At 48.8% G+C, this 24,539-nt stretch carries 22 protein-coding genes; 8 read left to right on the top strand and 14 right to left on the bottom strand.

Features of this window, described 5'->3' with window-relative positions:
- Window positions 1–41: 41 nt before the first annotated feature.
- Window positions 42–419: a cell wall hydrolase gene (locus ACZ50P_RS01375; protein ID WP_464132922.1), complete on the top strand. Its 378-nt coding sequence runs from the start codon at window positions 42–44 to the stop codon at window positions 417–419.
- Here the strand turns inward: ACZ50P_RS01375 and rnk are convergent.
- Complete coding sequence (gene rnk, locus ACZ50P_RS01370; protein ID WP_464119756.1) at window positions 416–820, bottom strand: nucleoside diphosphate kinase regulator; 405 nt, start codon at window positions 818–820, stop codon at window positions 416–418. The two genes, ACZ50P_RS01375 and rnk, sit on opposite strands and share 4 nt — an antisense overlap.
- Window positions 821–1,038: 218 nt before the next feature.
- Entirely contained in the window at window positions 1,039–1,932 is an 894-nt protein-coding gene (locus ACZ50P_RS01365; RefSeq protein WP_464132921.1) for a phosphate/phosphite/phosphonate ABC transporter substrate-binding protein, read from the bottom strand.
- Window positions 1,933–2,058: 126 nt separating this feature from the next.
- On the opposite strand from ACZ50P_RS01365, the gene ACZ50P_RS01360 reads away from it, so the two are divergent.
- The 4 genes from ACZ50P_RS01360 to ACZ50P_RS01345 are packed head-to-tail and all read left to right on the top strand — an operon-like array spanning window position 2,059 to window position 6,750.
- A complete protein-coding gene (locus ACZ50P_RS01360; RefSeq protein WP_464132918.1) occupies window positions 2,059–2,364 on the top strand; it encodes an Hpt domain-containing protein in 306 nt (101 codons plus the stop codon).
- A 6-nt stretch (window positions 2,365–2,370) separates the two neighbouring features.
- Entirely contained in the window at window positions 2,371–5,766 is a 3,396-nt protein-coding gene (locus ACZ50P_RS01355; RefSeq protein WP_464132917.1) for an ATP-binding protein, read from the top strand.
- Between the two features lie 12 nt (window positions 5,767–5,778).
- Window positions 5,779–6,282: a response regulator gene (locus ACZ50P_RS01350; protein ID WP_464132914.1), complete on the top strand. Its 504-nt coding sequence runs from the start codon at window positions 5,779–5,781 to the stop codon at window positions 6,280–6,282.
- Window positions 6,283–6,342: 60 nt separating this feature from the next.
- Entirely contained in the window at window positions 6,343–6,750 is a 408-nt protein-coding gene (locus ACZ50P_RS01345; protein WP_464119747.1) for an OsmC family protein, read from the top strand.
- Here ACZ50P_RS01345 and pbpC read toward each other — a convergent pair whose 3' ends face one another.
- On the bottom strand, window positions 6,751–8,772 hold the full coding sequence (pbpC, locus tag ACZ50P_RS01340; RefSeq protein ID WP_464132913.1) for a penicillin-binding protein 1C: 2,022 nt from the start codon (window positions 8,770–8,772) through the stop codon (window positions 6,751–6,753).
- Window positions 8,769–14,225 carry an alpha-2-macroglobulin family protein gene (locus ACZ50P_RS01335; RefSeq protein WP_464132911.1) on the bottom strand — a complete coding sequence of 1,819 codons (5,457 nt, stop codon included), beginning with the start codon at window positions 14,223–14,225 and terminating at the stop codon, window positions 8,769–8,771. The genes pbpC and ACZ50P_RS01335 overlap by 4 nt, the downstream gene beginning before the upstream one ends.
- A gap of 215 nt (window positions 14,226–14,440) precedes the next feature.
- Between ACZ50P_RS01335 and ACZ50P_RS01330 the strand changes: the two genes are divergently transcribed.
- Window positions 14,441–14,563, top strand: a complete 123-nt coding sequence (locus ACZ50P_RS01330) for a hypothetical protein (protein ID WP_262554655.1) — start codon at window positions 14,441–14,443, stop codon at window positions 14,561–14,563.
- Between the two features lie 63 nt (window positions 14,564–14,626).
- Window positions 14,627–15,190 (top strand): superoxide dismutase family protein, encoded by a 564-nt coding sequence (locus ACZ50P_RS01325; RefSeq protein WP_464119740.1) that lies wholly within the window; start codon window positions 14,627–14,629, stop codon window positions 15,188–15,190.
- Window positions 15,191–15,222: 32 nt separating this feature from the next.
- Here ACZ50P_RS01325 and ACZ50P_RS01320 read toward each other — a convergent pair whose 3' ends face one another.
- From ACZ50P_RS01320 to ACZ50P_RS01310, 3 genes are all read right to left on the bottom strand, one after another.
- The gene (locus ACZ50P_RS01320) at window positions 15,223–16,203 is read right to left on the bottom strand and encodes a fumarylacetoacetate hydrolase family protein (RefSeq protein WP_464132909.1); all 981 of its coding nucleotides are present in this window, start codon (window positions 16,201–16,203) and stop codon (window positions 15,223–15,225) included.
- A gap of 11 nt (window positions 16,204–16,214) precedes the next feature.
- Window positions 16,215–16,778, bottom strand: coding sequence for an outer membrane beta-barrel protein (locus ACZ50P_RS01315; RefSeq protein ID WP_464132908.1), 564 nt, complete (start codon window positions 16,776–16,778; stop codon window positions 16,215–16,217).
- A 170-nt stretch (window positions 16,779–16,948) separates the two neighbouring features.
- A complete protein-coding gene (locus tag ACZ50P_RS01310; RefSeq protein ID WP_464132905.1) occupies window positions 16,949–17,674 on the bottom strand; it encodes a hypothetical protein in 726 nt (241 codons plus the stop codon).
- A 63-nt stretch (window positions 17,675–17,737) separates the two neighbouring features.
- Between ACZ50P_RS01310 and maiA the strand changes: the two genes are divergently transcribed.
- On the top strand, window positions 17,738–18,397 hold the full coding sequence (gene maiA, locus ACZ50P_RS01305; RefSeq protein WP_464132904.1) for a maleylacetoacetate isomerase: 660 nt from the start codon (window positions 17,738–17,740) through the stop codon (window positions 18,395–18,397).
- 167 nt (window positions 18,398–18,564) lie between these two features.
- On the opposite strand, the gene ACZ50P_RS01300 is transcribed toward maiA, so the two are convergent.
- Genes ACZ50P_RS01300 through ACZ50P_RS01270 form a run of 7 tightly spaced genes read right to left on the bottom strand, consistent with a single transcriptional unit; the run spans window position 18,565 to window position 24,449 of the window.
- Window positions 18,565–19,443, bottom strand: a complete 879-nt coding sequence (locus ACZ50P_RS01300) for a UbiA family prenyltransferase (protein WP_464132902.1) — start codon at window positions 19,441–19,443, stop codon at window positions 18,565–18,567.
- A gap of 4 nt (window positions 19,444–19,447) precedes the next feature.
- Complete coding sequence (locus tag ACZ50P_RS01295) at window positions 19,448–19,783, bottom strand: cytochrome C oxidase subunit IV family protein (protein WP_464119729.1); 336 nt, start codon at window positions 19,781–19,783, stop codon at window positions 19,448–19,450.
- A 3-nt stretch (window positions 19,784–19,786) separates the two neighbouring features.
- The gene (locus tag ACZ50P_RS01290; RefSeq protein ID WP_464119727.1) at window positions 19,787–20,452 is read right to left on the bottom strand and encodes a cytochrome c oxidase subunit 3 family protein; all 666 of its coding nucleotides are present in this window, start codon (window positions 20,450–20,452) and stop codon (window positions 19,787–19,789) included.
- The gene (ctaD, locus tag ACZ50P_RS01285; protein WP_464132900.1) at window positions 20,439–22,046 is read right to left on the bottom strand and encodes a cytochrome c oxidase subunit I; all 1,608 of its coding nucleotides are present in this window, start codon (window positions 22,044–22,046) and stop codon (window positions 20,439–20,441) included. Before ctaD ends, ACZ50P_RS01290 begins: the two co-directional genes overlap by 14 nt.
- 10 nt (window positions 22,047–22,056) lie before the next feature.
- Window positions 22,057–23,013 carry a cytochrome c oxidase subunit II gene (gene coxB, locus ACZ50P_RS01280; RefSeq protein ID WP_464132899.1) on the bottom strand — a complete coding sequence of 319 codons (957 nt, stop codon included), beginning with the start codon at window positions 23,011–23,013 and terminating at the stop codon, window positions 22,057–22,059.
- 6 nt (window positions 23,014–23,019) lie between these two features.
- Complete coding sequence (locus ACZ50P_RS01275; protein ID WP_464119721.1) at window positions 23,020–23,877, bottom strand: SCO family protein; 858 nt, start codon at window positions 23,875–23,877, stop codon at window positions 23,020–23,022.
- A gap of 35 nt (window positions 23,878–23,912) precedes the next feature.
- On the bottom strand, window positions 23,913–24,449 hold the full coding sequence (locus tag ACZ50P_RS01270; protein WP_464132896.1) for a c-type cytochrome: 537 nt from the start codon (window positions 24,447–24,449) through the stop codon (window positions 23,913–23,915).
- Between the last annotated feature and the right edge of the window lie 90 nt (window positions 24,450–24,539).

The raw sequence follows: 24,539 nt of genomic DNA, 5'->3' as shown, positions 1-24,539 counted from the left end.
TCCGGCGTTAAGTCTTAAGACGGAAAAACGATAAGTTAACTATGGGAAAATGGCTTGTTTACTTCATCTTGGGTATGGCACTTCAGACACAGGCACAAAGCTCGGTCTATAACTGCAATTTTGCAGAAGACTACAACAACTTCTCGTCAGTGCGCATGAAGAAGTATTTTGATCCGACAGAGAACATGTACTTGGGAAAAGTGGATCTTTTACAGAACACAACGGTCGTGGAAAGCACTCCCGTGCGTATTTATCAAATCCCACTGCTGGACAATCAAACTTATGTGCAACTGTGGAACTCCAAGGACGTGCGCGTGGATGCGCAACTGTCCTATTCGCAAGGTGGCCGCGAATTTCGAGCCACCTACACGAAAAATGAAACCAAGAAAGCTCTTATTTGCAAAGAGCTTCGGGATTAAAGCTCGAACTGACCTGAAGCTTCGGGCTGATAAATCACAGCCTTCACTCTCAGTTTTTTAGTCTGTCCATTTGGCATTTTCCAGTTGATCTCCTGACCGACGCTCAGACCCAACAAAGCAATACCCACCGGTGCCAGAATAGAAAGTCGACCTGCTTCCAAGTTGGCTTCCTGCGGATACACCAAAGTCATCTCACTTTCCTGACCAGTGACTTCATCCAGGAACTGCACGCGAGAGTTCATGGTCACCACGTCTTTAGGGATCTCTTTCTGAGCGATGACGTTGGCTCGGCCCAGCTCTTCTTCCAAGGCTTCTGAAAATGGTCCTTCAACCTGAGACACCAGTGCAGACAAACGATGGAAATCCTGATCGGTAATAAGAATACGAGGTTCTGTGTTCATAAATTCCTCCTCACGAGAGAATGATGTTGTGTGTGTTTTTGATTTTTAAGAAAGATGTTCAGAGAACAAAAAAGATAGAACTAGGCCTTCAGCAGATCTTCTCTGCTGCAACAAAATCTTAGAATAAGATTCATGAACGTTGAACGGCGCATAGAACCATTAGACCTCAAATTCGGGCTTTTTTCAAGGTCGAGCGCGAAATCCGTCTAAGTTGCTGATTACTTTACAAGATCCTGAACCTTCTGGCCCAGATCCAGCAGAATTTGTCGGGCACCGTCATAATCTTTATCAGAGCAATCTTTGAATCCCGTCAGATGATAGAGCTTCTTTAAGGCCGCTGCGCCTTCTGGAGTTGAGGAGAAGCTTTTTAAAGCCTGACTGATCTTTCTTTCCAGCTCCGTTGGGAAGTTTTTTCGGTAAACCACCGGTTCACTGGGGATCGGCCCGGTCTTGGCAAGAATTCGCACCTTTTCATAGACATCCGGAAACTGTGTCGTCACCAAACGACGAGCATCCTGGGGGACTCCGTTTTCAGAGGGGGTGTTATAAGTGGCCCCCGCATCCACGCGTCCCTGATAAACCATGGTGACCACGCTGTCGTGTTTGCCGGCAAAAATGGTTTCACCAAGCTTGATCTTTTCATCCTGCAGAAGTTTGGCCGCAAGAATATATCCCGAAGTTGACACCGGATCGACAAAGGCAAATTTTTTACCGTTTAAATCCTTCAGATTTTTAATCTTCGGATTGGCCGTGATGATCTGACCCCAGTAGTGAGAGTACTCTCCATTGACCCCCATAAGCTTCGCCGTCGCCCCGTATCTTTCGTGCGCCAGGATGTATCCAAAGGGATTTAAGATCGCGACATCCACACGCTCAGATCCCATAGCCTCGACCACAGCGACAAAGCTGACAGGTACCTGCACTCGGACATGCACACCGCTTTCTTGAAGAATCCATTTCTCAAGAATTTTTCCATTTTCAATCAAGACGGCAGAGTCCTGCCCAGGCACCAAAGCAAGACGGACTGGTCTTTGCGAAGAACCCAGTTCCTTTTGTGACGTGCATGTAATCATAAAAGCGGAGCAGACGATGACGAGTACTTTCTTGAACACAAAACCTTCTCCTGAAATCCATTTTTTCGAATCTACTCTCGGTATTAAATGTATGCAATAAACACTGTCATAAACTAATATGAATTGAAAACCTGAGCCATTATCGAGGATAAGGAGGGCATGGAAATGTCTAAAGTGAAGGTTGAAATTGATGCTGACCTACAGGATCTGGTTCCTCAATTTGTTGAGAACCGGAAGAAGGATATAGAGTCTCTGTCTGTTCTTGTAGAGAAAAACGATCTGACAGCCATTGCTCAAATGGCTCACAAAATCAAAGGTGCCGCTGCTGGATATGGTTTCGTTGAACTCAGCGAGCTTGCCGCCCAGATGGAAGTTGCTGCAAAAAAGAATGATTCAACTCCACTTCCTGACCTTCTGAAAAAAATGAAGATTCACTTTCTTAACATCGATATCCACTACGTTCCAATGTAGGAGTCTATGAACCACAAAAACCGCCTGTTTCTTTTCACCTCGGTACTGGTACTGGGCACGCTCCTGGTTGCCGGAACTGTGGGTTATCAGGTGGGCAGTTCTTCACTGGAACAAAGTACTCGGGAACGTCTGACACAGATTCGCCAATCCAAGGCCGAAGAACTGCAAAGCGAATTTTCCTATATCAAAAACACTCTGGTACTGACTTCGGAATACTCTCCGGCCCTGGAATTCCTCAAACGCTTTCCCAGCGAATCTCAGCAAATTCAAGACTGGATTCGCCGTCATCCCAGCCTGAATCAATGGCGCAAGGGTTTGGCCGAAAACTCTCCGCTGACACAAGTGACGGATCTTGAAAAAGTATTGAGTCAAATGACGTCCCTGCCTTTGTTTCTGCAGTATCAGTTCCTGCAAAGCTCAAAAGAGACCGGCCGTCCCCTGTTGCAGGTTTCCACGGTTCAGGGATTCCCGGATCTGGCCTACTTCAAAAGCTACGAATCTTTGCACACCAGATTGGTTGAAGTTCTTGAGCGAGCTCACCTTGGTGATATTCTGCTTGTAGACCCTCGCGGTGTCGTTGCTTATTCAGCCCAGAAAGGGCTGAACTTCGGTGAAAATCTGACAACCGGAACCTTTGCAAACTCGCGTCTGTCACAAGCCTATCGATGGTCACTAAATGCCCCCAAAGGGGCCACCAGATTTTTTGATTTCGCATCGCTAAGCCACTTCTGGCACGTCCCCGCAGGTCTGATGGTGATGCCTCTGTTTGATCAGACAAAGTTTGTTGGCAGTTTGATATTCCAAATTCCACTGGAAAGAATTGATCGCATTCTATCCAACAATAAGAACTGGAAGGATCTGGGACTGGCTGAAACCGGCGAGGTGGTCGCCTTCGGATCTGATGGTTTACTTCGCAACAATCCTCGTCTGTTTCTGCAGTCCCCCGAAGCTTTTTTGAAGAAAGTTCGAAATCATCATGATTCGGCGATCGTCCTTGAAAACATGCGCCGTTCCCAGAACGCCGCTTTGTCCGTGGTCCTTCCCAGCAATCAGGTCCGACGTTATATGGACAAGACCACCCTGTTTGAATCATCGGACGACTATCTGGAAACCCCCAGTTTACAGTCCATCGGCCGTGTTAATATCCTGGACAACAGCGATTGGATTCTGATCAGCAAAACCAGTCTGAATGAAATCCTGGCCCCTTTGTCCCTAAAGATCCCTTGGTTTTTTATCGGTGGTTTTCTTATCTGGAGCCTGGCCTTGGCCGGAGCCTGGCTTTTATACCGCCGCATCTTTTTCCCCACGGCCGTTTTGGCCGACGGCTTGGACAAGCTGAAAGAACACCAGTTTACGGAGAAGCTTCCCCTGAGTGAGGAGGACGAATTTCAAGATATTTTCAAGAAATTCAACGAAGTCTCGGAAGAATTCAGTAAAACTCAACTGGCCCGCGACTTCCTGGAAAATGTGGTTCATTCACTGAATGAAGTGTTCTTTGTTGTTGATGTCGAAGAAACCACTCCAGGAAAGAATGTCTTTCGCATCCGTGGCCTCAATCCGGCAGCCGAGAATCTTATTGGAACCAACGCCGCAACACTCAGAAACACCGACCTGCGCAATTGGCTGGACACTGACTATAAGAAAATCGAAGAGTCTCTTCATCGCAACTCCGGCCCGAAAAATCCACACACCTCGGAAGCCACACTCAAGCAGGTAAACGGGGAAAGAATTCCTCTGGAGATATCCTGGGCCCGCATACGCAGCGAGCGATCCAGTAAAGTCATTCTGGCGCTCATTGGTGCGAATATGACGTGGAAAAAAGAAATCGAAAAAGAGCTCAAACTGAAAGAGGAACTGCTCAAGGAGTCCCAGGCACTGTCAAAAACAGGCTCTTTCCGTTGGGATATTAAGACGGGGCGCTGCCTTTGGTCCGAAGAAGAGTTCCATCTACTAGGACTGACCCCTGAAAATGTTGTCCCCAGCTATGCTCTTTTCCGCTCGCTGATCCACCCCGAGGATCTTCCACTTTTTGATAAAGCTCTGGCCGAGGCCCATAAGAACATTACGCCGTTCCAGGTGGATCTGCGCATGAAGAAGGACGCCAATGAGCTGATTTGGGTTCGCTGCAAGGGCCGGACGGAATATGACGATTACGGAAATGCCCTGTATATGTATGTGACCACTCAGGACATCACAGAGCTTCGAAGGGTTGAACAGTCACTGATAGCTACAAAAAATGAAGCTCTGAAATCGTCGCAGGCCAAATCTGAGTTTCTTGCGCAAATGAGTCACGAGATCCGCACACCGATGAACGCCATCATGGGTATGGCCGAATTGTTGAAGGAAACAAAACTGGACGCAGATCAGCAGTACTATGTGACCATCTTCTGTAAGGCCGGTGAAGTTTTAATGGCTCTTATCAACGACATCCTGGATCTTTCCAAGATTGAGGCCGGCGAGGTCTCGATCGAAAATATCCCTTTTGACCTGAAGAAAATTCTTTCGGACCTGGAGGACATGATCAAACCCCGAGCCCTGGAAAAAGGGCTTCAATGCAGTTGCGAAATCGCCCCGGGAGTTTCACCGTACCTTATGGGAGACCCCACAAAGCTGCGTCAGGTGCTGATCAATCTGATTGGGAACTCGATCAAGTTCACAAATAAAGGGCATGTGCGTGTGTTGATCGGAAAGAACCCCTCGAAGAAGGACACTTTACTGATCAGTGTCAGCGACACCGGAATTGGAATCCCTGAAGAAAAACAGAATGTTATCTTCCAAAAGTTCTCTCAAGCCGACAACTCCATCACACGCAAGTATGGCGGAACCGGCCTGGGTCTGGCCATTTCCAAAAGTCTGGTGGAACTGATGGGTGGACAAATTTGGTTTAAAAGTAAACCCGGAGGAGGCACGACCTTCTTCTTTACAATTCCTTATCGGGAACAGATTTACAATCCGGTGACGCACAAGCCGTTGGCCATGAAAACACCCGAGTTGACTTTTGCCCACCCCAAAGTCCGCGATCCGAACAAGAAAATTCGCATCCTGATCGCCGACGACACGGAAGACAATCGAACATTGTTCACACATTATTTAAAGAACGAACCTTACGAAATAATTGAAGCCGAGAATGGACTTCAAGCCATAGATCAGGTAAAGTCAGGTGAGTTTGACATCGTCTTTATGGACGTGCAAATGCCTGAGATGGATGGCTACGCAGCCACTGATCGAATTAGAGAGTGGGAACGAACTGAGCACAAAAGCCCAGTTCCCATCATAGCCTTGACGGCCCATGCGCTCTCGGAAGATCGCCAGAAGTCTCTGAAGGCGGGATGCAATGACCACATTGCCAAGCCCTTTAAGAAAGACACCCTGTTGGGAGTCATAAATAAATACTCTTTATAGGGAGAACTCAGGATGGCCGGCCAAGAAGAGAAAAGTCGTTTACTGATTGTAGAAGACGATTCTGATATCCGCGAACTTCTAAAGCACTTCCTAAAAGAGTTTGTCGATGAGATTGTCGAGGCGGAAGATGGCTCCGCGGCCCTTCAGTTCGTCAAAGCTCAAGAATTTGATACCATCCTTTCTGATATCGAAATGCCTCACATGAATGGATTGAAGTTCCTGGCCTATGTTCGCTCTTTGGGCCAGATGACTCCCTTTGTGGTTCTAACTGCTCACGGGGATCATTCCCGAGCCCTGGAAGCCCTGTCTCTGGGCGCTTTTGACTTCATCACTAAAGACTCCAAGCGCAAAGTGGTGATCGAAAGTGTGTGTGCGGCTCTCAAATTTGGTCGCGAAATGAAGACCTCCAAGAATGACCCTGTGAGATCCACTCATCTTCGTAAGATCTACGCGGATATGTCCAAGTCCTCAGAAATGCGCCTGCGTAAAATTATCGAAGAGATGTCCTCTTCTTAGTTCTGTCCCCATTGACCTTGCAGCAATTTGAGTCCATGTTAAGGCTTTAGGAGTTACTTCATGGTTAAAATGTCTGCCGTCTATCAAGGTGAAAAACATTGTGAGATCACTCATGGCCCGTCCTCTTCGCGCATTGAAACAGATGCTCCCAGAGACAACAATGGCAAGGGTGAGGCCTTCTCTCCAACGGATCTGTTGGGAGCCGCGATGGGATCTTGCATGATGACTGTGATGGCCATTGCTGCAGAAAAAGATGGTGTTGAGCTTAAAGGCGCTCGCGTTGAGGTTGAAAAGGAAATGGGCACAAACCCACGCCGCATTGTAAAGCTCAACGTTGTTTTACACATGCCTCAAAGTGTTCCACACGATTATCGCAAAAAGCTGGAAGACATTGCCATGACATGCCCGGTGAAACAAAGCGTGCATCCGGACATGCAGGTTCCTGTGTTGTTCCATTACGATATTTAATCATTTAACCAAAACCGAAACCTCACCCAGCTTATTATCCCCATCATAAAGGGAAAAGCGGTGACGACCCAATGAAGGCGACCAAAGATAAGAACCGGTCGCCTTTATTTTTTCTGTTTCATTGATCCGCCAATACAAGTCACGATGAAGTGTGTTTTCAACCAACAAAGGCATCTTTTGATGGGCCGCCGGAATGGCCGGATCCAAGGCCAGAATCATTCCATCCTGAGGATACAAAATACGTGCGCCGGGGTAGGCCTGAGGTTTGGAGACCTCTTTGCCGTCACCTTCAACCAACTTGACCTCTTGTGAAGGGTAATGTTCTTGCAGCCACATCATCGTTTTCTTCCAGATCGGCGCAGCCCCGGTAACCCCCATCACGTTCCACATCGGTTCGCCGCCAAAGTTACCCACCCAAACACCAACGGTAAAACGATCATTCATACCCACACACCAGTTATCGCGCATATCCTTGCTGGTTCCCGTCTTGACGGCAGCGCCAGCAAGGGCCAATGCCGAATCAAGACCAAAACCCAAAGCACGATTCTGATTCTCGGATAAGATCTTACGAACCTCTCTGGCACTTTCGGGTGTAAATACAGGCTGCGCGGGCGGCAGGACTTCGTCGGTTTGCCACTTCATCGGGCCAAAGTATCCTTCACGAGCCAAGCTTCGATAAGCCAGCGTCAGGTCTTCCAAAGTCACATCCGCGACCCCTAACGCCAAGGCCGGGCCATAGTGCTCCGGATCCTCCAGATTTTTAAAGTTCAGGTTTTTGAGTTTGCTCCAGAAAGAGTCATCATTAAGAAGTTTAAAAACCTTCACCGCGGGAACGTTCAGGGAAGAACCTAATGCCGTCTTCGCCATCACCCAACCATAGAACTGCCGATCATGGTTTTGCGGCTTATAAACACCACGATCAAAAACAATGTCCACAGCGGAATCTTCTATCCACGATTCTGCATTCAGCAATTTTTTTTCAAACGCTGTGGCATACAGAAACGGCTTCAAGGTCGATCCCGCCTGCCGCAAAGCCTGAACGCCATCCACATAAGGAGCCGAGGACAGATCACCCGAACCACCCACATAAGCCCAGACTTCACCGGTTGCATTTTCAATCACCAGAACGGCGGCATCGCTCACATTCTGTTCTTTGAGTTTTCGGATCTGACCTGTGATCTGCTCTTGGATATAATTTTGCAATTCGCGATCCAAAGTGGTTTGCACAAGTCCCCGATGCCCCTCACGAGATATCCTTTGCGCCAGATGCAGGGCTTCATTGGTGGTATTCATTTTCAAATTATTGGCGTGACGAATGCGCGACTCAAAAGCAGCACATAAATCCGGCGCCTGCCAGCAGGCCCTCTGCGCCCACTGTTTTGCATCCGCATTCGGAGACCGAATCAAAACCGCCAGCAAAGTTGCATCAAGCCTTGAAACATTCCGCGGAGTCTGACCGTACATGTTCCATACCGCAGCACTGATTCCGCGGGATTCTCCGCGAAATCCCACCAAATTCAGATAGGCCTCAAGGATCTGCTCTTTGCTCCAACGGCTTTCCAGAAAAGACACCGCCACAATTTGTCGGATCTTCCCAGAAAGTCCGCGCCATAGATGCTTGCGTGGATGAAGCAGCTTCAGAAGCTGCATGGAGATCGTGCTTCCTCCCCGCGAGGAGTCCTTAAAGCTGCGCTGATAAGCTGATGCCACAAGAGCTTTCCAGTCCACTCCGTGATGACCAAGAAAGTTTCTGTCCTCTGAAAGAAGAACTGCTGAAATCACTTCCGGCGAGATATCCTTGTATTTCACCCACAGAAAAGAGCGCTTGGACATATCCTGCCGCCATTGCTGCAGAGGCTGACCTTTGCGATCCACCAGAAAAAGATCTGAACTTTTGTAGGACTTCTCCAGTCCGGAAAAGTCCGGCACAGCGGGAGCGGTGTAAGCATAGTACCCCAGCCCCGCCATCAACACCAGAACACCGGTCCCTACGATGAGTCCTGCGATAACCTTCTTTCTCACTCCTGAACCTTCCATACTGATTCTGGCAACTCCGCAAACAGATCCGGGCTGTACATGGCCTCAATGCGGGTGACTGGCAACTGATAAGTTCCGACCTGATTAAAACGCAGTGTGTATTCGATGATCTGCTCTTCCTGAGGGAACCACGAATGATAGAATCGGATCAACTCCGGCTTTCTTTCCACAGAAGTTGCGTAGGATGCTTGAAGAATACTGGCCCCGGTAGGGATCGGATCTTCCACCACCACCCAGGTTTGTGCCGCTTTGGCTTTGATCTTCAGTTGAACCTTCGCGGTATCCCCGACACTCCAAACGCCCTTCTTCTTTTGTTCAACGGCCGTGATCGTCTTTTCCACGTTGAAACCTGCCAAAACCGGCTTGGACACCGGAATGGCCGCTTTGGCAGAAACAGTGATCCAAGGATTGCCCGCACCTTTCTGCTCCAGAGTCAGTTCCCCTTTGTTTGTCGTCCACGGCAACGTCACAACGCCGGTTCCGCCTTTGGACCAATTCCATATTTGAGAGTTTTTATTCAATGTCGCTGCAAAAGTGCCTTCGACCTTGTCAGAATAAACCTCCTGAAGCTTTCTCGCGGTTAAAGAACCCCAGGCATTTCCTGCCGTCAGACTCCACGCTCCTTGCACCTGACGAGCGAGCACACCCTGGAACAATCTTGGAGCATCCTGTTTCCACTGCGGCAAAGTCACAGTCGTCAAAATCAGCCTTAAAATGGAGCTTTCCGGATCTCTCATCAGCCACGGCATGGATTCAAGACTTTCTTCGCGCAACTGCAGTCTCTTAGCAGAGAAATAGAATCTGTTTCTTAAAACAGGTTCTATTTCCACCAGTTTCTGTTCGCGCCCTGGAAGATCTTTTTCCCACAGATGAATCTGATACCACTCAACCAGACTGTACAACGGCCACTGGTTCGGCTGATAGTCCACTCCAGACAGAAGATCCACATTCAAACGACGATAGCGGGAGAGGGTCTCGAAAACAGAAATCTTCTTCAGAACTGTATCCGCTCGATTGAACTCAGCCCCGTCATTCAGTCGGCCTTCTGCAAATGCGTTCATGGCATCAAGCAAACGTGCCTCATGATCGTCACTGAAAGTAAATCCGGCCTCGTGTGCAACACTAAGGATATAAGCCGTCAGGTTCACACTGCCGGGTGAATTCCCCGGGAAGTAGCGCAACAACCCATTGCCATCAATATACGCATCCAGTTTTTCTTCCAGCTTCTGCCAGGCCTTTTTGTCATTTAAAGATACTGTCCGGGACACCTGTTGCTCAAGGCAGGTGAACACATAGTTCTTCCAGAAGTCCTCAATACCCGCGCTGGAGGCTCCTAAGGAGTTTGCCACCTCCACTTGAATCGAACTTTTTGCAGGATCGGCCCCCTGAGGCTGCTGCAACAACAGCTTTTTAAAATCCGGCCAAGAGCCCCATTCACTTTGATAGATTCTTGCCACTCGTAACGGCAGAATGGTCTGTGTTTTCTTGATCTCATCCATCACACGCCCTTGAGAGTCTTTGGCGGTGATCACATAGGTCATGGTGCCTGCCCCCGAGGCCTTGATGTTCCAGAAAACTTCTTTCGCTTCTCCCGGATTCAAACGAAGCTGTTGAACATTGTGACCTTCCTGCGGCGGTGTTACTGCCAATGCCAGATTCAGGTTTTGCACCGATGACGAGGCATTGCGCACGGTAAAGCCAGCCTGGAACGCATCACCTTCACGAGCCACCGCAGACAACCCGGGAAGAATCATCAGATCCTGTGAGGACTGAATGGACGTCCATCCCGTTCCAAACTGATCCTTGCCCTGCAAGGCCACCGCAACAATCCGGAAGCTGGTGGTTGAATCATTCAGGGTGATATCGATCTTGGCTTCACCCTTCGCATTGAGCTTCACGGACGGATTCCAGTAAAGCAAGGTATCAAACAGCTCCCGCCGCAATCCCCCGCCGCCGTCACCGCCAATAGGAAGAGCTTTTAAACCGAAATGACGTTTCCCCACCACCTGCGTCTGCGACGTCGCCGTCTGCACACTATGAGGACGCAAGCGCATCATGGAAGACAAAAGGTCCCACGAGTTATTATCTCGCAAAGCCAAGAGCCCCTCATCCACAGCCACCAAAGCCACTTCCGCCAAAGACGCCGGGCGCCCCAAATGATCTTTCACACTGACAGTGACCTGGGACTTTTGACGGGCCTTATAAGTTTTCTTATCCGTCGTGACCGCGACCTTCAGTGTATTTTCTTTCCAGCCAACTTTGATCTGCGCCAGACCCAGTTTGTAAGCGGGCTTTGCCAAATCCACCAACGCTGTTGGTTTCGGATCGGCCAGTCGACCGCGAATGGCAAAGGCCGATACTACGACATTGGGAACATATTCTTTCTTAATCGGAATCTTGATTGTCGGCTTTTCACCGGACACATCCAGCACTTCGGAATGCAGAACACCTTCACGTTCCACCGTCACCAGAACCTTCGACTGCGGGAAGGGAGTGCGCAGCTGGAACTCCGCCACCTCGCCCGGTTCGTAAGTCTTCTTAAATGGAATCAGGTCCGCGCGATCGTTGTCATCTGCCCCGAACCACTGCGTTTCGCCGGGTTTAAGAATCCACTGCGAAACATTGGCGTAGCTGATGCGTCCCTGGGAATCCTTGCTGGACACCACCGCAATCACATTGCCAGCCACCTTGGATTTTCCGCGACACAGGAACTGCCCTTTTGCGTCGGTGGTGCCTTTGCATAGCTCGCCCACCTTCTTGTATTCTTGGAAGTCCTCGTAAGCGTAGAACCCGCCGACGAGACGCTTCCGGTGAGAATAATAGCGGCTGGTGAAAAGATCGACCTGAATCGACTGGCCCTTCAAAGCCTTCTGGTGCAGATCCAATGCCACCACGTCAAATTCAACGGCCTCTTGTGTCGCAGACCAACCATGGGACTTGATCCCCAGAACAACTGAAGACGGCCAGAGCGGGAATGTGCGACTGACACTTTGAATCTCACCATTGGGATCTTTGAATTCAACTTCGGCGCGAAGATTCTGAGGACCGTCGGCGTACCTGATTCCGCTGACGGTTTCTTCGGCTACACCTTGTTTGTTCAGGCGCAAGTCCTTCACACCGCTTTGAGGAATATAGCGATTGCTGTCGCTTTCCCCCTGACGGAACAATCCCTCTTTCACCGCACCATTAGCAAAAGAATAGTCATTGAAATCATCATCCTGCGGAGAAAAATATCCCGGCTCCACACTCCAGCGCATTTTTGCCTGCAAATCCCCTGTGGGCCCGCCCGAGAAGTAAGTTCCGGAAACCTGCACGGGGACGTCCTTTTGCAGAACATAGGATGGCTGACGGCCGTCCACACGTACCTGAATCAGTGGGACACGGAAGCTTTCCACCGCCACATCCCCAACAACAATCTGCAGGGCCGGCTTGTCGCGCTCCAAAGTCAAAGACCAGTTCCCCAGTTTGGCTCCGGCAGGAATCGTCCACGAAAACAGCGCCACACCCGAATTTTTATTCCACTTCAAAGGCAGTTTGAACGACTGCAGTCCCGAATCATGGACCAGAGAAATCCTGGTTGGAAGTTCCGAATCTGTCGGCAGACCCAATCCGCCCGCCGTGGTTTTGCGAAGAACAATCTTGGCCGAAAGTTTGTCTTCCGGCTTTAATAAAGTCCGATCCAAAATGGCATGCCCCAGAAAGGAACTTTCACTGTCGCCTCCCCGAATCTGGAATCTCCAGGATTCAATGCCCTTATCCCAGGATGTGTGGGTGAAACTAAAATCATCGCCCTTTTCTGCAACAGCAAAGAATCCGCCATAGAAATTACTGCTTTCGTCTCTTTTCCAGTCGGAAATCGACTTTGCAAACTTGAAAGACGCCCACCCCTTGGCATCCGTCGTTGCGGTGGCCATGACATTTCCAGCGTTGTCGAAGATCTGCACTTTGGCACCTGAAACGGTTTTGGCCGACTTCAGCTCCGTGACCCAGACCCAGGCTTCCTGCTGTGTGTACTTCACATGGACAGAAAGATTCGTCACCAATCCGGAAGAGCGAACATAGAATGGTTTCTTTTTGTCCAGAAGACTTTCACCCAATAAAGGACTTTTCATTTCGACCACAAAAAAGCCGTTGCTTTTGAGTGGCACGCCAACGACTTCTGTTTCCGCAGGATTGGACGGTTTTTTAATTTGAATCTTTTGTGTGGGTTTTTTCTTCCACTTCAGTGGTTCTTCACCGTACGGACGTTGCTGCACTTCACTGAGCATGGCGATGATGGATTTAAAATCCGCCGCCTTAAACTGCCCGGTCCATCCGGCAAACTGCGTATCCACCGTCTTTTCCACACGTCGCAAAGTCACGGCCATGGCTGCATCGGAACCGGACTCAATCACACCGAAGCTGGCTGGGAACTTCAGCAGGGCTGGATCATCACCTGTTTTAATTTTTAAAGGAAACTGCGACTGATTTGACAGCAGGCGCCCCTCTTCATCTTTTAAACCTTTGGGGATGACAAGGGTGAACAAAGACTTTTGTGCAAAAGGTCCCTTGAACTCCAGATAGCTGATACGCTCTTTGGCACTTTGATCTTCCAGTCCCCAGGGCTTGAGGATCCTCTTGTCAGACATCTCGATGTAAATCTGACGGGCGTCCTGAAGACTTATTGAAGAATTAAATGAAAGACGCATCCCTAACAGAGGCACGCAGGGCTTTCCCGCCCCTTCCCGTTCACAGCCAAATTCAGCTTTGAACGGCTCACGCACCTGAAACTCGAACGTTTCATCTTCTTGCGAAGTGTTTCCCGAAGGGGACTGAATCCACTTGGACCAGACAAAGCTGACACGACCTCCGGCAGGGAAGGGGCGCTGGGCTTTTAACACAACAATGTCGCCCTTGAATTCCTCTTTTTCATACTGGTATTCCTGCTGGGCCGCCTTGAGAACCTTTTCGGCTTCACCACCAGTGACTTCCACGACCGGCAAGCGGTCGCCCAAGCCCTCCGCAACAAAGTAGGCTTCGGTTTTCAACGTCTCTTTTTTGACCGGCGAATCCAAAACAACAACAAAGTTCTGCTCCGGATCCACAGGGCGATAAATCTGCGGGAAGATCTGCTTTACGTGAGGCCCACCTGTATTGAAGCGGTACTTTTGCCCGTGCACAGTGACCACGCAGGAAAGCCCGCCAGCAAGTGGTTCTTTATAGTCAAATACCCAGTTGCGTGTGTCGATCCAGCGCCCTTGCCCTTTTTTGAAGTCCAGACACGAACTCTGTGCCGGAGCTTCCAGATTCAGCTCGCCGAACTTCACCATGGGTTTAGCAAATTCAATACGAATCTGTTCTACAGATTTGACGTAGCCCTGAGGCGTGAATGTGCTTACTTGCGTTTTTTCCTGAGCGAATCCCACAGAGAAAAGAAGAAAGACAAAGACGTTGAACATAAGAGGAACTCCTTCTGACCTCTAAGCTTGTCCCTCGCTCTCTAAATGGTCACTGGTTGATGCCCTATGACGATGCCTGTGAAGGCCACTTCCACCAAAAACTAGACCTCTCTGGACGCGGGACCTGAAGGTTTTCTCTATAGCGCTCTTAGCTTTTATCTATTGGAGTGGCCTTCTCAGAACATGAGATAATACAAAGAAGTAAAGGAGGCCTTATGACGACTCTTGAAACCAGAGCCAGATTGGCTCCTAAAATCCGCTTGGGCCGCGTGGTCATCTACTTTTATCTGAGCGTTTTTATCCTGGTCGGTATTGTCGCTTATTTTGCGAATGGGTAATGACACGGACAAGTTCTGATGAGTAAACTGTTTTGCATATAAATCACTGAAAGGGGATCTCATATGAAAAACATGTTACTCATCGGGCTTGTATCTCTTTCCATGGCTGCTTGTGCACAGAAGGAAAAGGCCGCCGAAACACACCACCATGATCATCACAATCATGAAGCAGCGGCTGCAGCTCCACAAAAAGCTCAGGCTGTTTTGAAGACTGTTAAAGGGTCCAAACTTAAAGGCATCATCCACTTCACCGAAGAAAACGGTAAAATGAAAATCGAAACAATGGTTGAAGGTATCAAACCAGGTCCTCACGGATTCCATATCCATGAAAATGGTGACTGTTCTGCAGCGGACTTCTCTTCCGCTGGCGGCCACTTCAATCCAAGCAAGGGCACCCATGCAGGTCACGATGTGGCCGGCCGTCATGTGGGTGACTTGGGCAATCTAGTGGCAGACAACAAAAGCAAGGCCAACACCACTTTGATCATTGATGGCATGACCATGAAAGGTCCTGAAAGCATCATTGGTAAAGCTGTGGTTATTCACAAAGACAAAGATGATTTGAAATCTCAGCCTGCTGGCAACTCCGGCGCACGCATTGCGTGTGGAGTGATTGAAGCTCTTTAAGATCAAAGAGCTTCAAAAAGATGGGTGAAGGCTTAAACGGCCTTCACCTTTTGGAAAATTCTTCCGAAGATACTTTCGCCTTTTTCATTCAGCATTTGCATCTCGACAGTATCACCAGACTTCATGAACGGAGTTTTAATAGCTCCTGTTTCAATCTGTTCGATCATACGCTTTTCTGCCAGACAACTTGAACCATTGCCGTGCTCTTCGTTGGATACGGTCCCGCTGCCGATGATGGTGCCAGCCGCCAGATTGCGCGTCTTCGCCGCATGAGCAATCAACTGTCCAAAATGGAAGTGCATAGCTCCCGCATTGGCCTTACCGAAGAATTCTCCGTTATACTTTACATGCAATGGAAGATGGATACGGCCGTCTTTCAAAGCCGACCCCAGCTCATCCGCCGTCACCGCAAACGGAGACAGCGCGGAAGCTGGTTTACTTTGGAAGAAGCCAAAGCCTTGCGCCAGCTCTTCAGGGATCAGCCCACGCAACGATACGTCGTTAATCAGCACATAAAGGCGGATGTACTTCAAAGCTTCCTCAGGAGTCACACCCATCGGAACATTGTCTGTAATCACACCCACTTCACCCTCGAAATCCGTGCCGTGAGCAAAATCACGTTGCGGGATATCTTCCGTCGGAGCCAGGAACTGACCACATTCGCCCTGATACATCAAAGGCACAGTGGTCAAAGTTTCCGGCAACGCCGCCTTGCGGGCCATCCGAACAAGCTTGATATGATAAATAAAAGCCGAACCGTCAGCAAACAGCCACGTGCGAGGCATTGCCGAATGGAAGTCGTCTTCTTTCACCGCAAAAGCGCCGGAGGCTTTACCTTCATTCAGATCTGTGTAGAGCTTCTGCAAAGCAGACTCTTTTTCAGACCATTTTTCCATCGCTTCACGCAGGCTGGGAGCAATATGTGTCGCCTTCACTGCCGTCTTAAGATCACGGCTGATCACACACAATTGTCCATCCTTACTTTCAGAAGACTTCAAAGAACCTAATTTCACGTCACAAATCCTTAGTCAAAAGTGATCATCAAGTTAGCACCCACGGCACGATAGTCTTTAAGATTTTTCGCAGCCTCACCACTTGCTGATTCATAATACAAAGTTGCACCCAACTGCGGGGCAAACTTAAAGCTTGCACCGATCAACAAAGGAATCAGCGGCGATTTAACATCTGTTACTTTGCAACCAGTCGCATCGCAGGAACTATCCAAGTTCATACCCAAAGAAACCCCGGCAAACACACCAGCATATTCTTCGAACTTGTACATCAATGCCACTGGGATATCGAGATAGTTTATGCTAATTTTTGTCTCATCGCCGGAAGCATCATCTTTTGCAATCAAAGGTCTTTGCGTGAACAGCATACCTGTGCGCAGATGCAAAGGACCGGAAATCGGGAAATGAGCTGTGGCCCCAAACTGGAAACCCATCTGAGATTTAGCAGAAGACGTCGCCGCATCCACTTCACCAGACTGCTGACGAATACCCACTTCCAAACCATAATCAATATCAGCCAAAGCCACCGAAGACATCATCCCCAAAGCCGCCACAACAACAACAACTAACTTCTTCATTATATCCTCCAGAAGAAAATCCAATTCAGAGTCACTCAATATCCACTTAAGATACTACCAACACCAGCACGCCGAAGCATTAGTTTTTACAAGGCGCAATGAGAAAGGAGTACTACAAGTATGCCGCCGACGAAGCAACGCAGCTAAAAACTAATGATCCGGCGCGCGAGTTATTTGTCGAGGCACCAGGGGGCATTCAATGCCATCTCATTGATAACCTTGTCCAAGGAGACCTCGCTGTGTTCCAACGCAAGGTGATGAGGCTCGACTGTTCCACGCGCCGCAAGAACGATAACAATCAAAGGCAGAAGTATTCTAAGGACAATTTCGATTTTACCACCGGGCTGTGGTGAGTATTCATCTTTCCAGTCTCCGAATTTCAGACTTTTGATCAGCATGTAACCCAGGCTGAACAAAAGCACCGTGATGATTGTGAATATCCAAGACTGGTTCGCCGGCATAGTCTGAAACTGCTGCAGCCAGGATTCAAAGTTCCACTGACTGTATTCGGCCCAGCGCATGCGCTGACCAAACTTTGCGAAATGGAAGAAGTCCAAGTAAGTTAAAGCACAGATGGCAAACCAGACAGTCAAAAAGTAGAGCTTATAGATCACAAACAAAGACTTGGGCCACTTCTGCGCAAAAGCCTGCAGCATCAATAGAAAATAAATCGGCAGGAAGATAAAGCCGAAGATCAGAAGATCAAATCGAAACCCCGCGAAGAAAGACTGCGCAATTTCAACGAACGCAGCATCCGGTGTCGCATGAAACACTGACAGGAAGTACAGATTCATGCGGAACAACGTCATGAAAGCGATCAGGGTAACAGCCAGAAAACCGAGCTTAAGAAATACTTTCGTTGAAAAACGCAGGGAAAAGATAAAACGATTGGGCATCGAAAAGTCCTTTGACTGAGTATCAAAAGCACGCGAACAATAAAACTCAATAGGAGTCAGTATATGGCCTCGATGGTACTTTACAACTATTTTCGCAGCTCCACTTCTTACCGCGTTCGCCTGGCCTTGCATTACAAAGGTCTGCAGTTTGAATACAAACCGATCAATCTTTTAAAAGGCGAACAACTTTCCGCTGACTACAAAAGAATCAATCCTTTGGGGGGTGTCCCTACTTTGGTTCACGACGGAAAGATCATCCCGGAATCCTTTGCCATCATGGAATATCTGGACGAAGTCTTCCCACAGCATCCCCTGTTCCCCCAAGACGCCTACACCAAAGCGCGCATCCGCCAGGTGTGCGAGGTGATCAATTCCTTCATGCACCCGATGGCCAACCTGAAGACCCTGAAGTACATGGAAACCAAACATGGCTACGACCAAAACCAAAAAGACGAATGGGCCCAACACTGGATCAACCAGGGCCTGGAAGTTTTAGAAACAACATTGAAAGAGTTTTCAGGCACCTACAGCTTCGGCAACGAAATCACCATGGCCGACCTGTTCCTGATCCCACAGCTTCTGACATCACAAAGATACAAGGTGGATATTTCCAAATACCCAACGCTGGTGAAGATCAACGAAAACTGCCTAAAACTGGAAAGCTTCCAAAAAGCCCACCCGTTCGCACAGATCGACACCCCAGAAGAATTCAAAAAGAAATAAAGACAGCGCCGCCGAAGGCCAGCCAAAAAAAGCAGTCGCCAAGACTGTTCAAAACGGTTCAAGCGCAAGGCGGAGGGGTTTATCCGAAACGGCGGCGTGCTCCAAGCACGTCGGAGAGAAGGAGGGGCCCCGACAACGCAGTCGATTGGGCCGTTTTCAACAGTCGTCTAGTTGTGAGAAATAAATAAGAAATTCCATTTGTCGATGACTGGGATGATTAGAAACACCAGCATCGAAACATTCAGCCACATAAAGAACGCCAACCAGCGCTCAGTGCCGTTGGATTTATAGTAGCGATAGAACTCTTGCAGAACTTTGAAGCAGAACGGGAACGTCAGAAGGATGAACATCCAGCTGGCGTGAACAAACATCGGTGCCGCCAAAGCCACGCCCACATATACGAAAGTATACAGGCCCACTTGGAACATCGTGCGGTCCATCCCCAAAGCCACAGGCAAAGTAGGAACACCACCCTTGGCATAATCATCCTTGTAGCGAATCGCCAGCACCCAGAAGTGCGGCATCTGCCACAAGAACATAATCAGGAACAAATACAGGGACTCAGAATTCCAGATGTCAGGATTGGCTACGGCATAGCCGATTGTCACCGGCAAGGCGCCAGGAATGGCTCCAGGTACCGCGGCAAAAGCCCAACGGCGCTTCCACCACAAAGTGTAAGGTCCATTGTAAAGAAACACACAGAACAGACCAATCCAGCCCGCCACAGGCTCCAGCGTGAATAGGAAATTCAAGCCCACAACCAGAAGGCACACAGCCAGAATACCCGCCGCCGCCGGCTTTATTTTGCCAGACGGAATCGGACGCTTGGCTGTGCGAGGCATCTTGGCATCCATCTGCCAGTCCTGCACCTGATTCAGCGCCAAAGAACCCGAGCTGAGGAAATAAATCCCCGCCAGGGTCTCTAAAAAGATTTTCCAATCAAATGTGTTTTCGATCTGAAAACCGGTGGCATAGCCGGCCAGTCCCGCAAGAACTGAGAAAACGACTATGCCAAACTTGGTAAGATCTGCGTAAGTACGTAGCACGATCTTAAAGTGGGCTGATCTCTGGAACGCGAGTTGCGAAGTCCAAAGCACAGATAGCAAATAGCAACGCCAGGAAGAAGAATCCGATACCGAAGATGAAACGATTCATCTTAGTGTCGTCCTTCAAGTGCATGAACCAAAGGATCACAAGGGCCGCTTTGACCAGGGCGATCAAGAATGCCACTGGAGCTGCCCATGAACCCATCTGGTGATGGAACTGGTGTGCAAAGACTGTCAGGAAAGTCAGACCAAACAATGCCAAGGCAACTTTGAAGTAAGTTGCCATTGGCGTGATGTGTGGATGAAGAACATATGCGTTGTTGTCGTTATTTTGAGCCATGTATTACCCCACCAAATATAAAAGAGGGAACAGGAAGATCCAGATCAAATCGACGATGTGCCAGAACAACCCAACACCTTCAACCGGGATCCAGTACTGACTGTGGAAGTCCCCGCGAACCGTACGGATCAAACACCAAGTGATCAAGCCGATACCGATCAAAACGTGGATACCGTGAAGACCTGTCATTGTGTAGTAGAAGCCGAAGTACAAACCAAGGTTGGCGTGCTCTGCACCCACTTTCGCAGCGTCCAGGAACTTACCTGGGTACAAGCCCAAGTGGAACTTATGCTGGTATTCGAAGTACTTGATCACCATGAAGATCGCGGCACACAGAATCGTGGTGGCCAAAGCCAACGCCGCTTTCTTCTGCTCGTTCTTCTGGATGAAGGAAATCGAAATAGCCATGGTGAAGGAAGAGAAGATCAACACCAAGGTGTTCACGAAGCCCATCTTCCAATCCAAGGATTTCGCACCTTCTGCGAACATCTCCGGATACATATTGTGGTAGTAGAAGTAACCAACAAAGATCGCACCGAACATCAGGATCTCTGTCAGCATGAACAACCAGATACCCTCTTTACCAGAGGAGTACTGCTGCTCGGCTGTTTTAAAGTGGTGAGCGACATGCGCTGTGTGAGCGCCGTGTGCGTGATTATCTGTACTCATATGGCCCCGCTGTTACTACTGGTTCAACACTGAAGTTGTCGTGAGGAGGAGGAGATGACGTTTGCCATTCCAACGTTTTAGAGCCCCAAGGATTCATCGGAGCTTTCTCACCTTTCATAAGACCTTGAACAATTGTGTATAGACCGACCAAGAATCCAATACCGATCAACCAAGAACCGACAGTGGAAATCTTGTTCAGAGTCTCATAGGCTGGGATGTAGTCGAAATAACGACGAGGCATACCCATCGCACCCAGGATGAACTGAGGGAAGAAGGTCACGTTAAAGCCGATGAAGATGAACACGAAGGAGATGCGCGCAGCCGCTTCGCTGTACATTTTACCGAACATTTTCGGGAACCAGTAATAGTATCCACCCATCAACGCCATCAAAGTACCACCCACCATCACGTAGTGGAAGTGAGCCACCACGAAGTAAGTGTCGTGGAAGTGAACGTCGATTGGAAGAGTCGCCAACATGATACCTGTCACACCACCGATGGCGAACAAGAACATGAAGCCCAATGCATACAACATCGGAGAGCGGAACTCGACAGAACCTTTATAGAATGTCGCAACCCAGTTGAACATCTTGATCGCCGTTGGAACCCCTACCAGCATCGTCAGGAAGGAGAACACGATACCTGCTGTACCAGACTGACCGGACACGAACATGTGGTGACCCCAAACGAAGAAGGACACCGCCGCGATACCCAAAGAAGAGTAAGCGATTGCTGTGTAACCGAAGATCACTTTCTTGGAGAAAGTCGTGATCAGTTCAGAGATGATACCCATTGCCGGGATAACCATGATGTAAACCGCAGGGTGAGAGTAGAACCAGAAGAAGTGCTGGAACAATACCGGATCACCGCCCAATTTAGGATCGAAGATACCGATACCCAGGAATCTTTCCACTGCCAAAAGAAGCAATGTGATACCCAAAACCGGAGTCGCCAACATCTGAAGGATCGCCGTCGCATACAAAGACCAGATGAACAAAGGCATTCTGTGCATAGTCATGCCAGGAGCTCTTAGTTTGTGCACGGTCACGATGAAGTTCAATCCTGTCAGGATGGAAGACATACCCATGATGAAGGCCGCAAGAACCATCATCGCCGTCGCAGTCCCCGTTCTGATAGAATAAGGAGTGTAGAACGTCCAGCCTGTATCAATCTTCGTAGTGAAGAAAGTTGCAATCGCAAGGATCGCACCCGCCATGAAGCAGTACCAGCTTAGAAGATTGATTTTCGGGAAGGCCACGTCCTTTGCGCCGATTTGCAGCGGCAGGAAGAAGTTACCCAAAATCGCCGGGATACCAGGAACGATAACCATGAAGACCATGATCGCCCCGTGATATGTCATGACCTGATTATAAACGTCACCGTTTGCAAGGATTTGACCCACATTCGGAGCTGTATTTGGAGCAAAAAGCTCCAAACGAAGCAACAGGGCCATGATCCCACCGATCAGGAAGAAGAACATAACAGTGATGAAGTACATCAAACCGATACGTTTATGATCTACCGTGGTCAGCCAAGACCAGAGACCTTTTTCAAAATTAATATAGTTGTCGCCGTGAGCTTTAGTATTCGCCATGCTCAACTCCTTACTTCAGATTCTTGATGTACTCGACCAGAGCACTGAGTTCGTTTTCGTTCAACTGACCCTGGAAGGTAGGCATTACACCTTTAGGGAAGCCTTTAACGATATGTTTATTCGGCTCTAGGATGGATTCACGAATGTAGTTTTCGTCAAACACGATCTTGGATCCATCATCCATAACTTCTTCGTGACCAAACTTCTGGAACAAAGAAGGACCAACCATTGTTGCCGGGCTGTCCACTGCGTGGCAGGATGCACAAGCCTTCACCGCAAACAACTTCTTACCTTTTTCACCCAGCGGAAGATTTCTTTCTTCCTGACCTTGTTCCATATATTTGTCGAAGTCTTCGCGGGAAACGACTTTCACCTTACCGATCATGCCGGAGTGGGAAGTTCCGCAATATTCAGTACAGAACAAGTGGAAATCGCCCAGCTTATCCGCTCTGAACCACAAAGCCGTGTAACGACCTGGAACCGCGTCTTGTTTGATACGGAAAGATGGGACAAAGAAGGAGTGAATCACGTCAGAGGACGTCAGAAGAATCTTAACATCCTGATTGATTGGCACCACGATCTCATTGACGGCTTTGAAACCGTTTTTGTATTCAACTTCCCAAGCCCACTGTTTACCCAAAACGTTGATTTCCAACGCATCTTTAGGCATCGCGCGCATTTGGTGATAAATGTACCAACCCCAACCGAACACAGCCAGGAAGATCACAAGTGGAATAAACGACCACAAGAACTCCAAAGCGGTGTTGTGAGAGATATATGCTGTTTTATCATTGGGAGTCTTACGTCTGTACTTCCAGACGAAGTAGATCATCCCACCGATGACAAGCACGCAGGCAATGAAACTTGTTACAAGCAAAAATCCGTATAGATTGTCGACCTGCTTCGCAATCTCGGTTCCTTGCGTGGGCATGAAGGATTGGGCCTTCGCTAAATTAAACCACATCATGTACCTTTATCTCCCCGCCGTATTTTCCTGCTCTCTGCGAGCACGGATCCATACAGGCAATAACCAAATTACCATCACCAAAACCATTACCGCTCCGCCCATCTTCATGACGTTGAAGGCGACAAGCGTGTACTTGCTTTGATGTGGGTCATACTTAAAACAATAAAGCACCAAGCTGTCGACGAAGGTTCCGATTTTACCATCGGTCGCTTCATTCAGAGCGATCTTGATGTCCTGAGGATTAAACATAATCCCCGGAAGATAGCGCGAGATCGTTCCGTCTGGAGTGATCACGATAGCCGCCGAAGCGTGTGCCCACTCCTGAGCTTTCTCGTCCCATCTGAACTTGAATCCCAAGGCCTGCATCAACGCCTGCACTGTGGATTCATCCGCTGTAATGAAGTGCCAGTCCTTTTCAGCCCCTGCACGATCATACAGTTTCATGTAAGTCTGTTTTTTGTTTGCCGCCAAGTCGGGAGTCTCTTTTGAGTCAAAACTCACAGACAGCAACTTAAACTTCTTACCGACCGTCCAATCTTTATCCATCAACTTGAGCGCGTCGGTCAGACCGTTCAAGTGGAAGTTACAAAGACCCGGACAGGAAAAATACACCGGCGAAATAATCACCGGATGCTTGCCATCGAAGAAAGAACCCAACGCCACTTCCTGGCCATTGTCGTCTTTCACTTTCATAGTCAGGTCGATTTTAGAACCCAACTTTTCGTCGATGCCGACCCCTTCAAGCTCTTGAGGCTTTTCACTAGCCACCATCGGAGCTGGCTTGCCATCGTAAGCAGGCGCCTGAGCCGAAAACAAAACGAGAACGGACGCTGCCAGCGCCGCTCTCATTGCTTTTGTTTTCAATACAAGCTCACCGGCAAGCATGAATAAATCCTTAATTATTGTGCGGTTTTTGCAAACTCAGCAACTTTAGCAGGATCGTCTTTAGATTTGTTTTCAGTGATAGATTCAATGAAATGGATCACAGCCCAGCGATCCGCTGGCTTGAAGTGAGCATAAGCCGCCATGGACGTGCCCTTGATACCATTTTGTAGAACTTGATAGTGGGCGATAAGACCGCCACCTTGAGTCCACTTACCTTCAACCAAGTTACGTGGCTTTGGATTCAGGCCCGCACCCGCAGCACCGTCACCCTTGCCCTCAGCACCGTGGCACATAGCGCAGTTTGTGGCGAAGAACTTTTTACCGTAAGCAACCATTTCAGGAGTGGAAACCCATGGCTCTTGTACTTTCGCGATGTCGAAAACAGGAACCGCACCCTCTTCAACAGGGGCATTTGGATCTACAACGTTTTCACCCAGATCAACACCTTTATTGATCACAACGATGTAAACGAAGAATGCACAGACGAATACCATTGAAAAGGCAAACGCCAGCAGACCACCACGATTATACTCATCTCTAGCTTCAGACATAGGTTGGCACTCCCTAGGGGACGCAAAGTAGTTTTGTCACAGTATTGTAATTTATTAATCGATAACTAACCGAAAACAGACCGATGGGCA

The sequence above is a fragment of the Bdellovibrio sp. CKG001 genome (assembly GCF_055397465.1).
Note: the sequence above shows the minus strand (reverse complement) of the source record. Positions and strands in the feature narration are given on the sequence as shown.

Excerpts from the sequence above, each read along its gene's own strand:
- ACZ50P_RS01315 (WP_464132908.1), bottom strand. The coding sequence starts at position 16,778 with ATGAAGAAGTTAGTTGTTGTTGTTGTGGCGGCTTTGGGGATGATGTCT.
- ACZ50P_RS01330 (WP_262554655.1), top strand. The coding sequence starts at position 14,441 with ATGACGACTCTTGAAACCAGAGCCAGATTGGCTCCTAAAATCCGCTTG.
- ACZ50P_RS01335 (WP_464132911.1), bottom strand. The coding sequence starts at position 14,225 with ATGTTCAACGTCTTTGTCTTTCTTCTTTTCTCTGTGGGATTCGCTCAG.
- ACZ50P_RS01360 (WP_464132918.1), top strand. The coding sequence starts at position 2,059 with ATGTCTAAAGTGAAGGTTGAAATTGATGCTGACCTACAGGATCTGGTT.
- ACZ50P_RS01345 (WP_464119747.1), top strand. The coding sequence starts at position 6,343 with ATGGTTAAAATGTCTGCCGTCTATCAAGGTGAAAAACATTGTGAGATC.
- maiA (WP_464132904.1), top strand. The coding sequence starts at position 17,738 with ATGGCCTCGATGGTACTTTACAACTATTTTCGCAGCTCCACTTCTTAC.
- rnk (WP_464119756.1), bottom strand. The coding sequence starts at position 820 with ATGAACACAGAACCTCGTATTCTTATTACCGATCAGGATTTCCATCGT.
- ACZ50P_RS01325 (WP_464119740.1), top strand. The coding sequence starts at position 14,627 with ATGAAAAACATGTTACTCATCGGGCTTGTATCTCTTTCCATGGCTGCT.
- ACZ50P_RS01310 (WP_464132905.1), bottom strand. The coding sequence starts at position 17,674 with ATGCCCAATCGTTTTATCTTTTCCCTGCGTTTTTCAACGAAAGTATTT.
- ctaD (WP_464132900.1), bottom strand. The coding sequence starts at position 22,046 with ATGGCGAATACTAAAGCTCACGGCGACAACTATATTAATTTTGAAAAA.
- ACZ50P_RS01355 (WP_464132917.1), top strand. The coding sequence starts at position 2,371 with ATGAACCACAAAAACCGCCTGTTTCTTTTCACCTCGGTACTGGTACTG.
- coxB (WP_464132899.1), bottom strand. The coding sequence starts at position 23,013 with ATGATGTGGTTTAATTTAGCGAAGGCCCAATCCTTCATGCCCACGCAA.
- ACZ50P_RS01350 (WP_464132914.1), top strand. The coding sequence starts at position 5,779 with ATGGCCGGCCAAGAAGAGAAAAGTCGTTTACTGATTGTAGAAGACGAT.
- ACZ50P_RS01295 (WP_464119729.1), bottom strand. The coding sequence starts at position 19,783 with ATGGCTCAAAATAACGACAACAACGCATATGTTCTTCATCCACACATC.
- ACZ50P_RS01270 (WP_464132896.1), bottom strand. The coding sequence starts at position 24,449 with ATGTCTGAAGCTAGAGATGAGTATAATCGTGGTGGTCTGCTGGCGTTT.
- ACZ50P_RS01375 (WP_464132922.1), top strand. The coding sequence starts at position 42 with ATGGGAAAATGGCTTGTTTACTTCATCTTGGGTATGGCACTTCAGACA.
- ACZ50P_RS01290 (WP_464119727.1), bottom strand. The coding sequence starts at position 20,452 with ATGAGTACAGATAATCACGCACACGGCGCTCACACAGCGCATGTCGCT.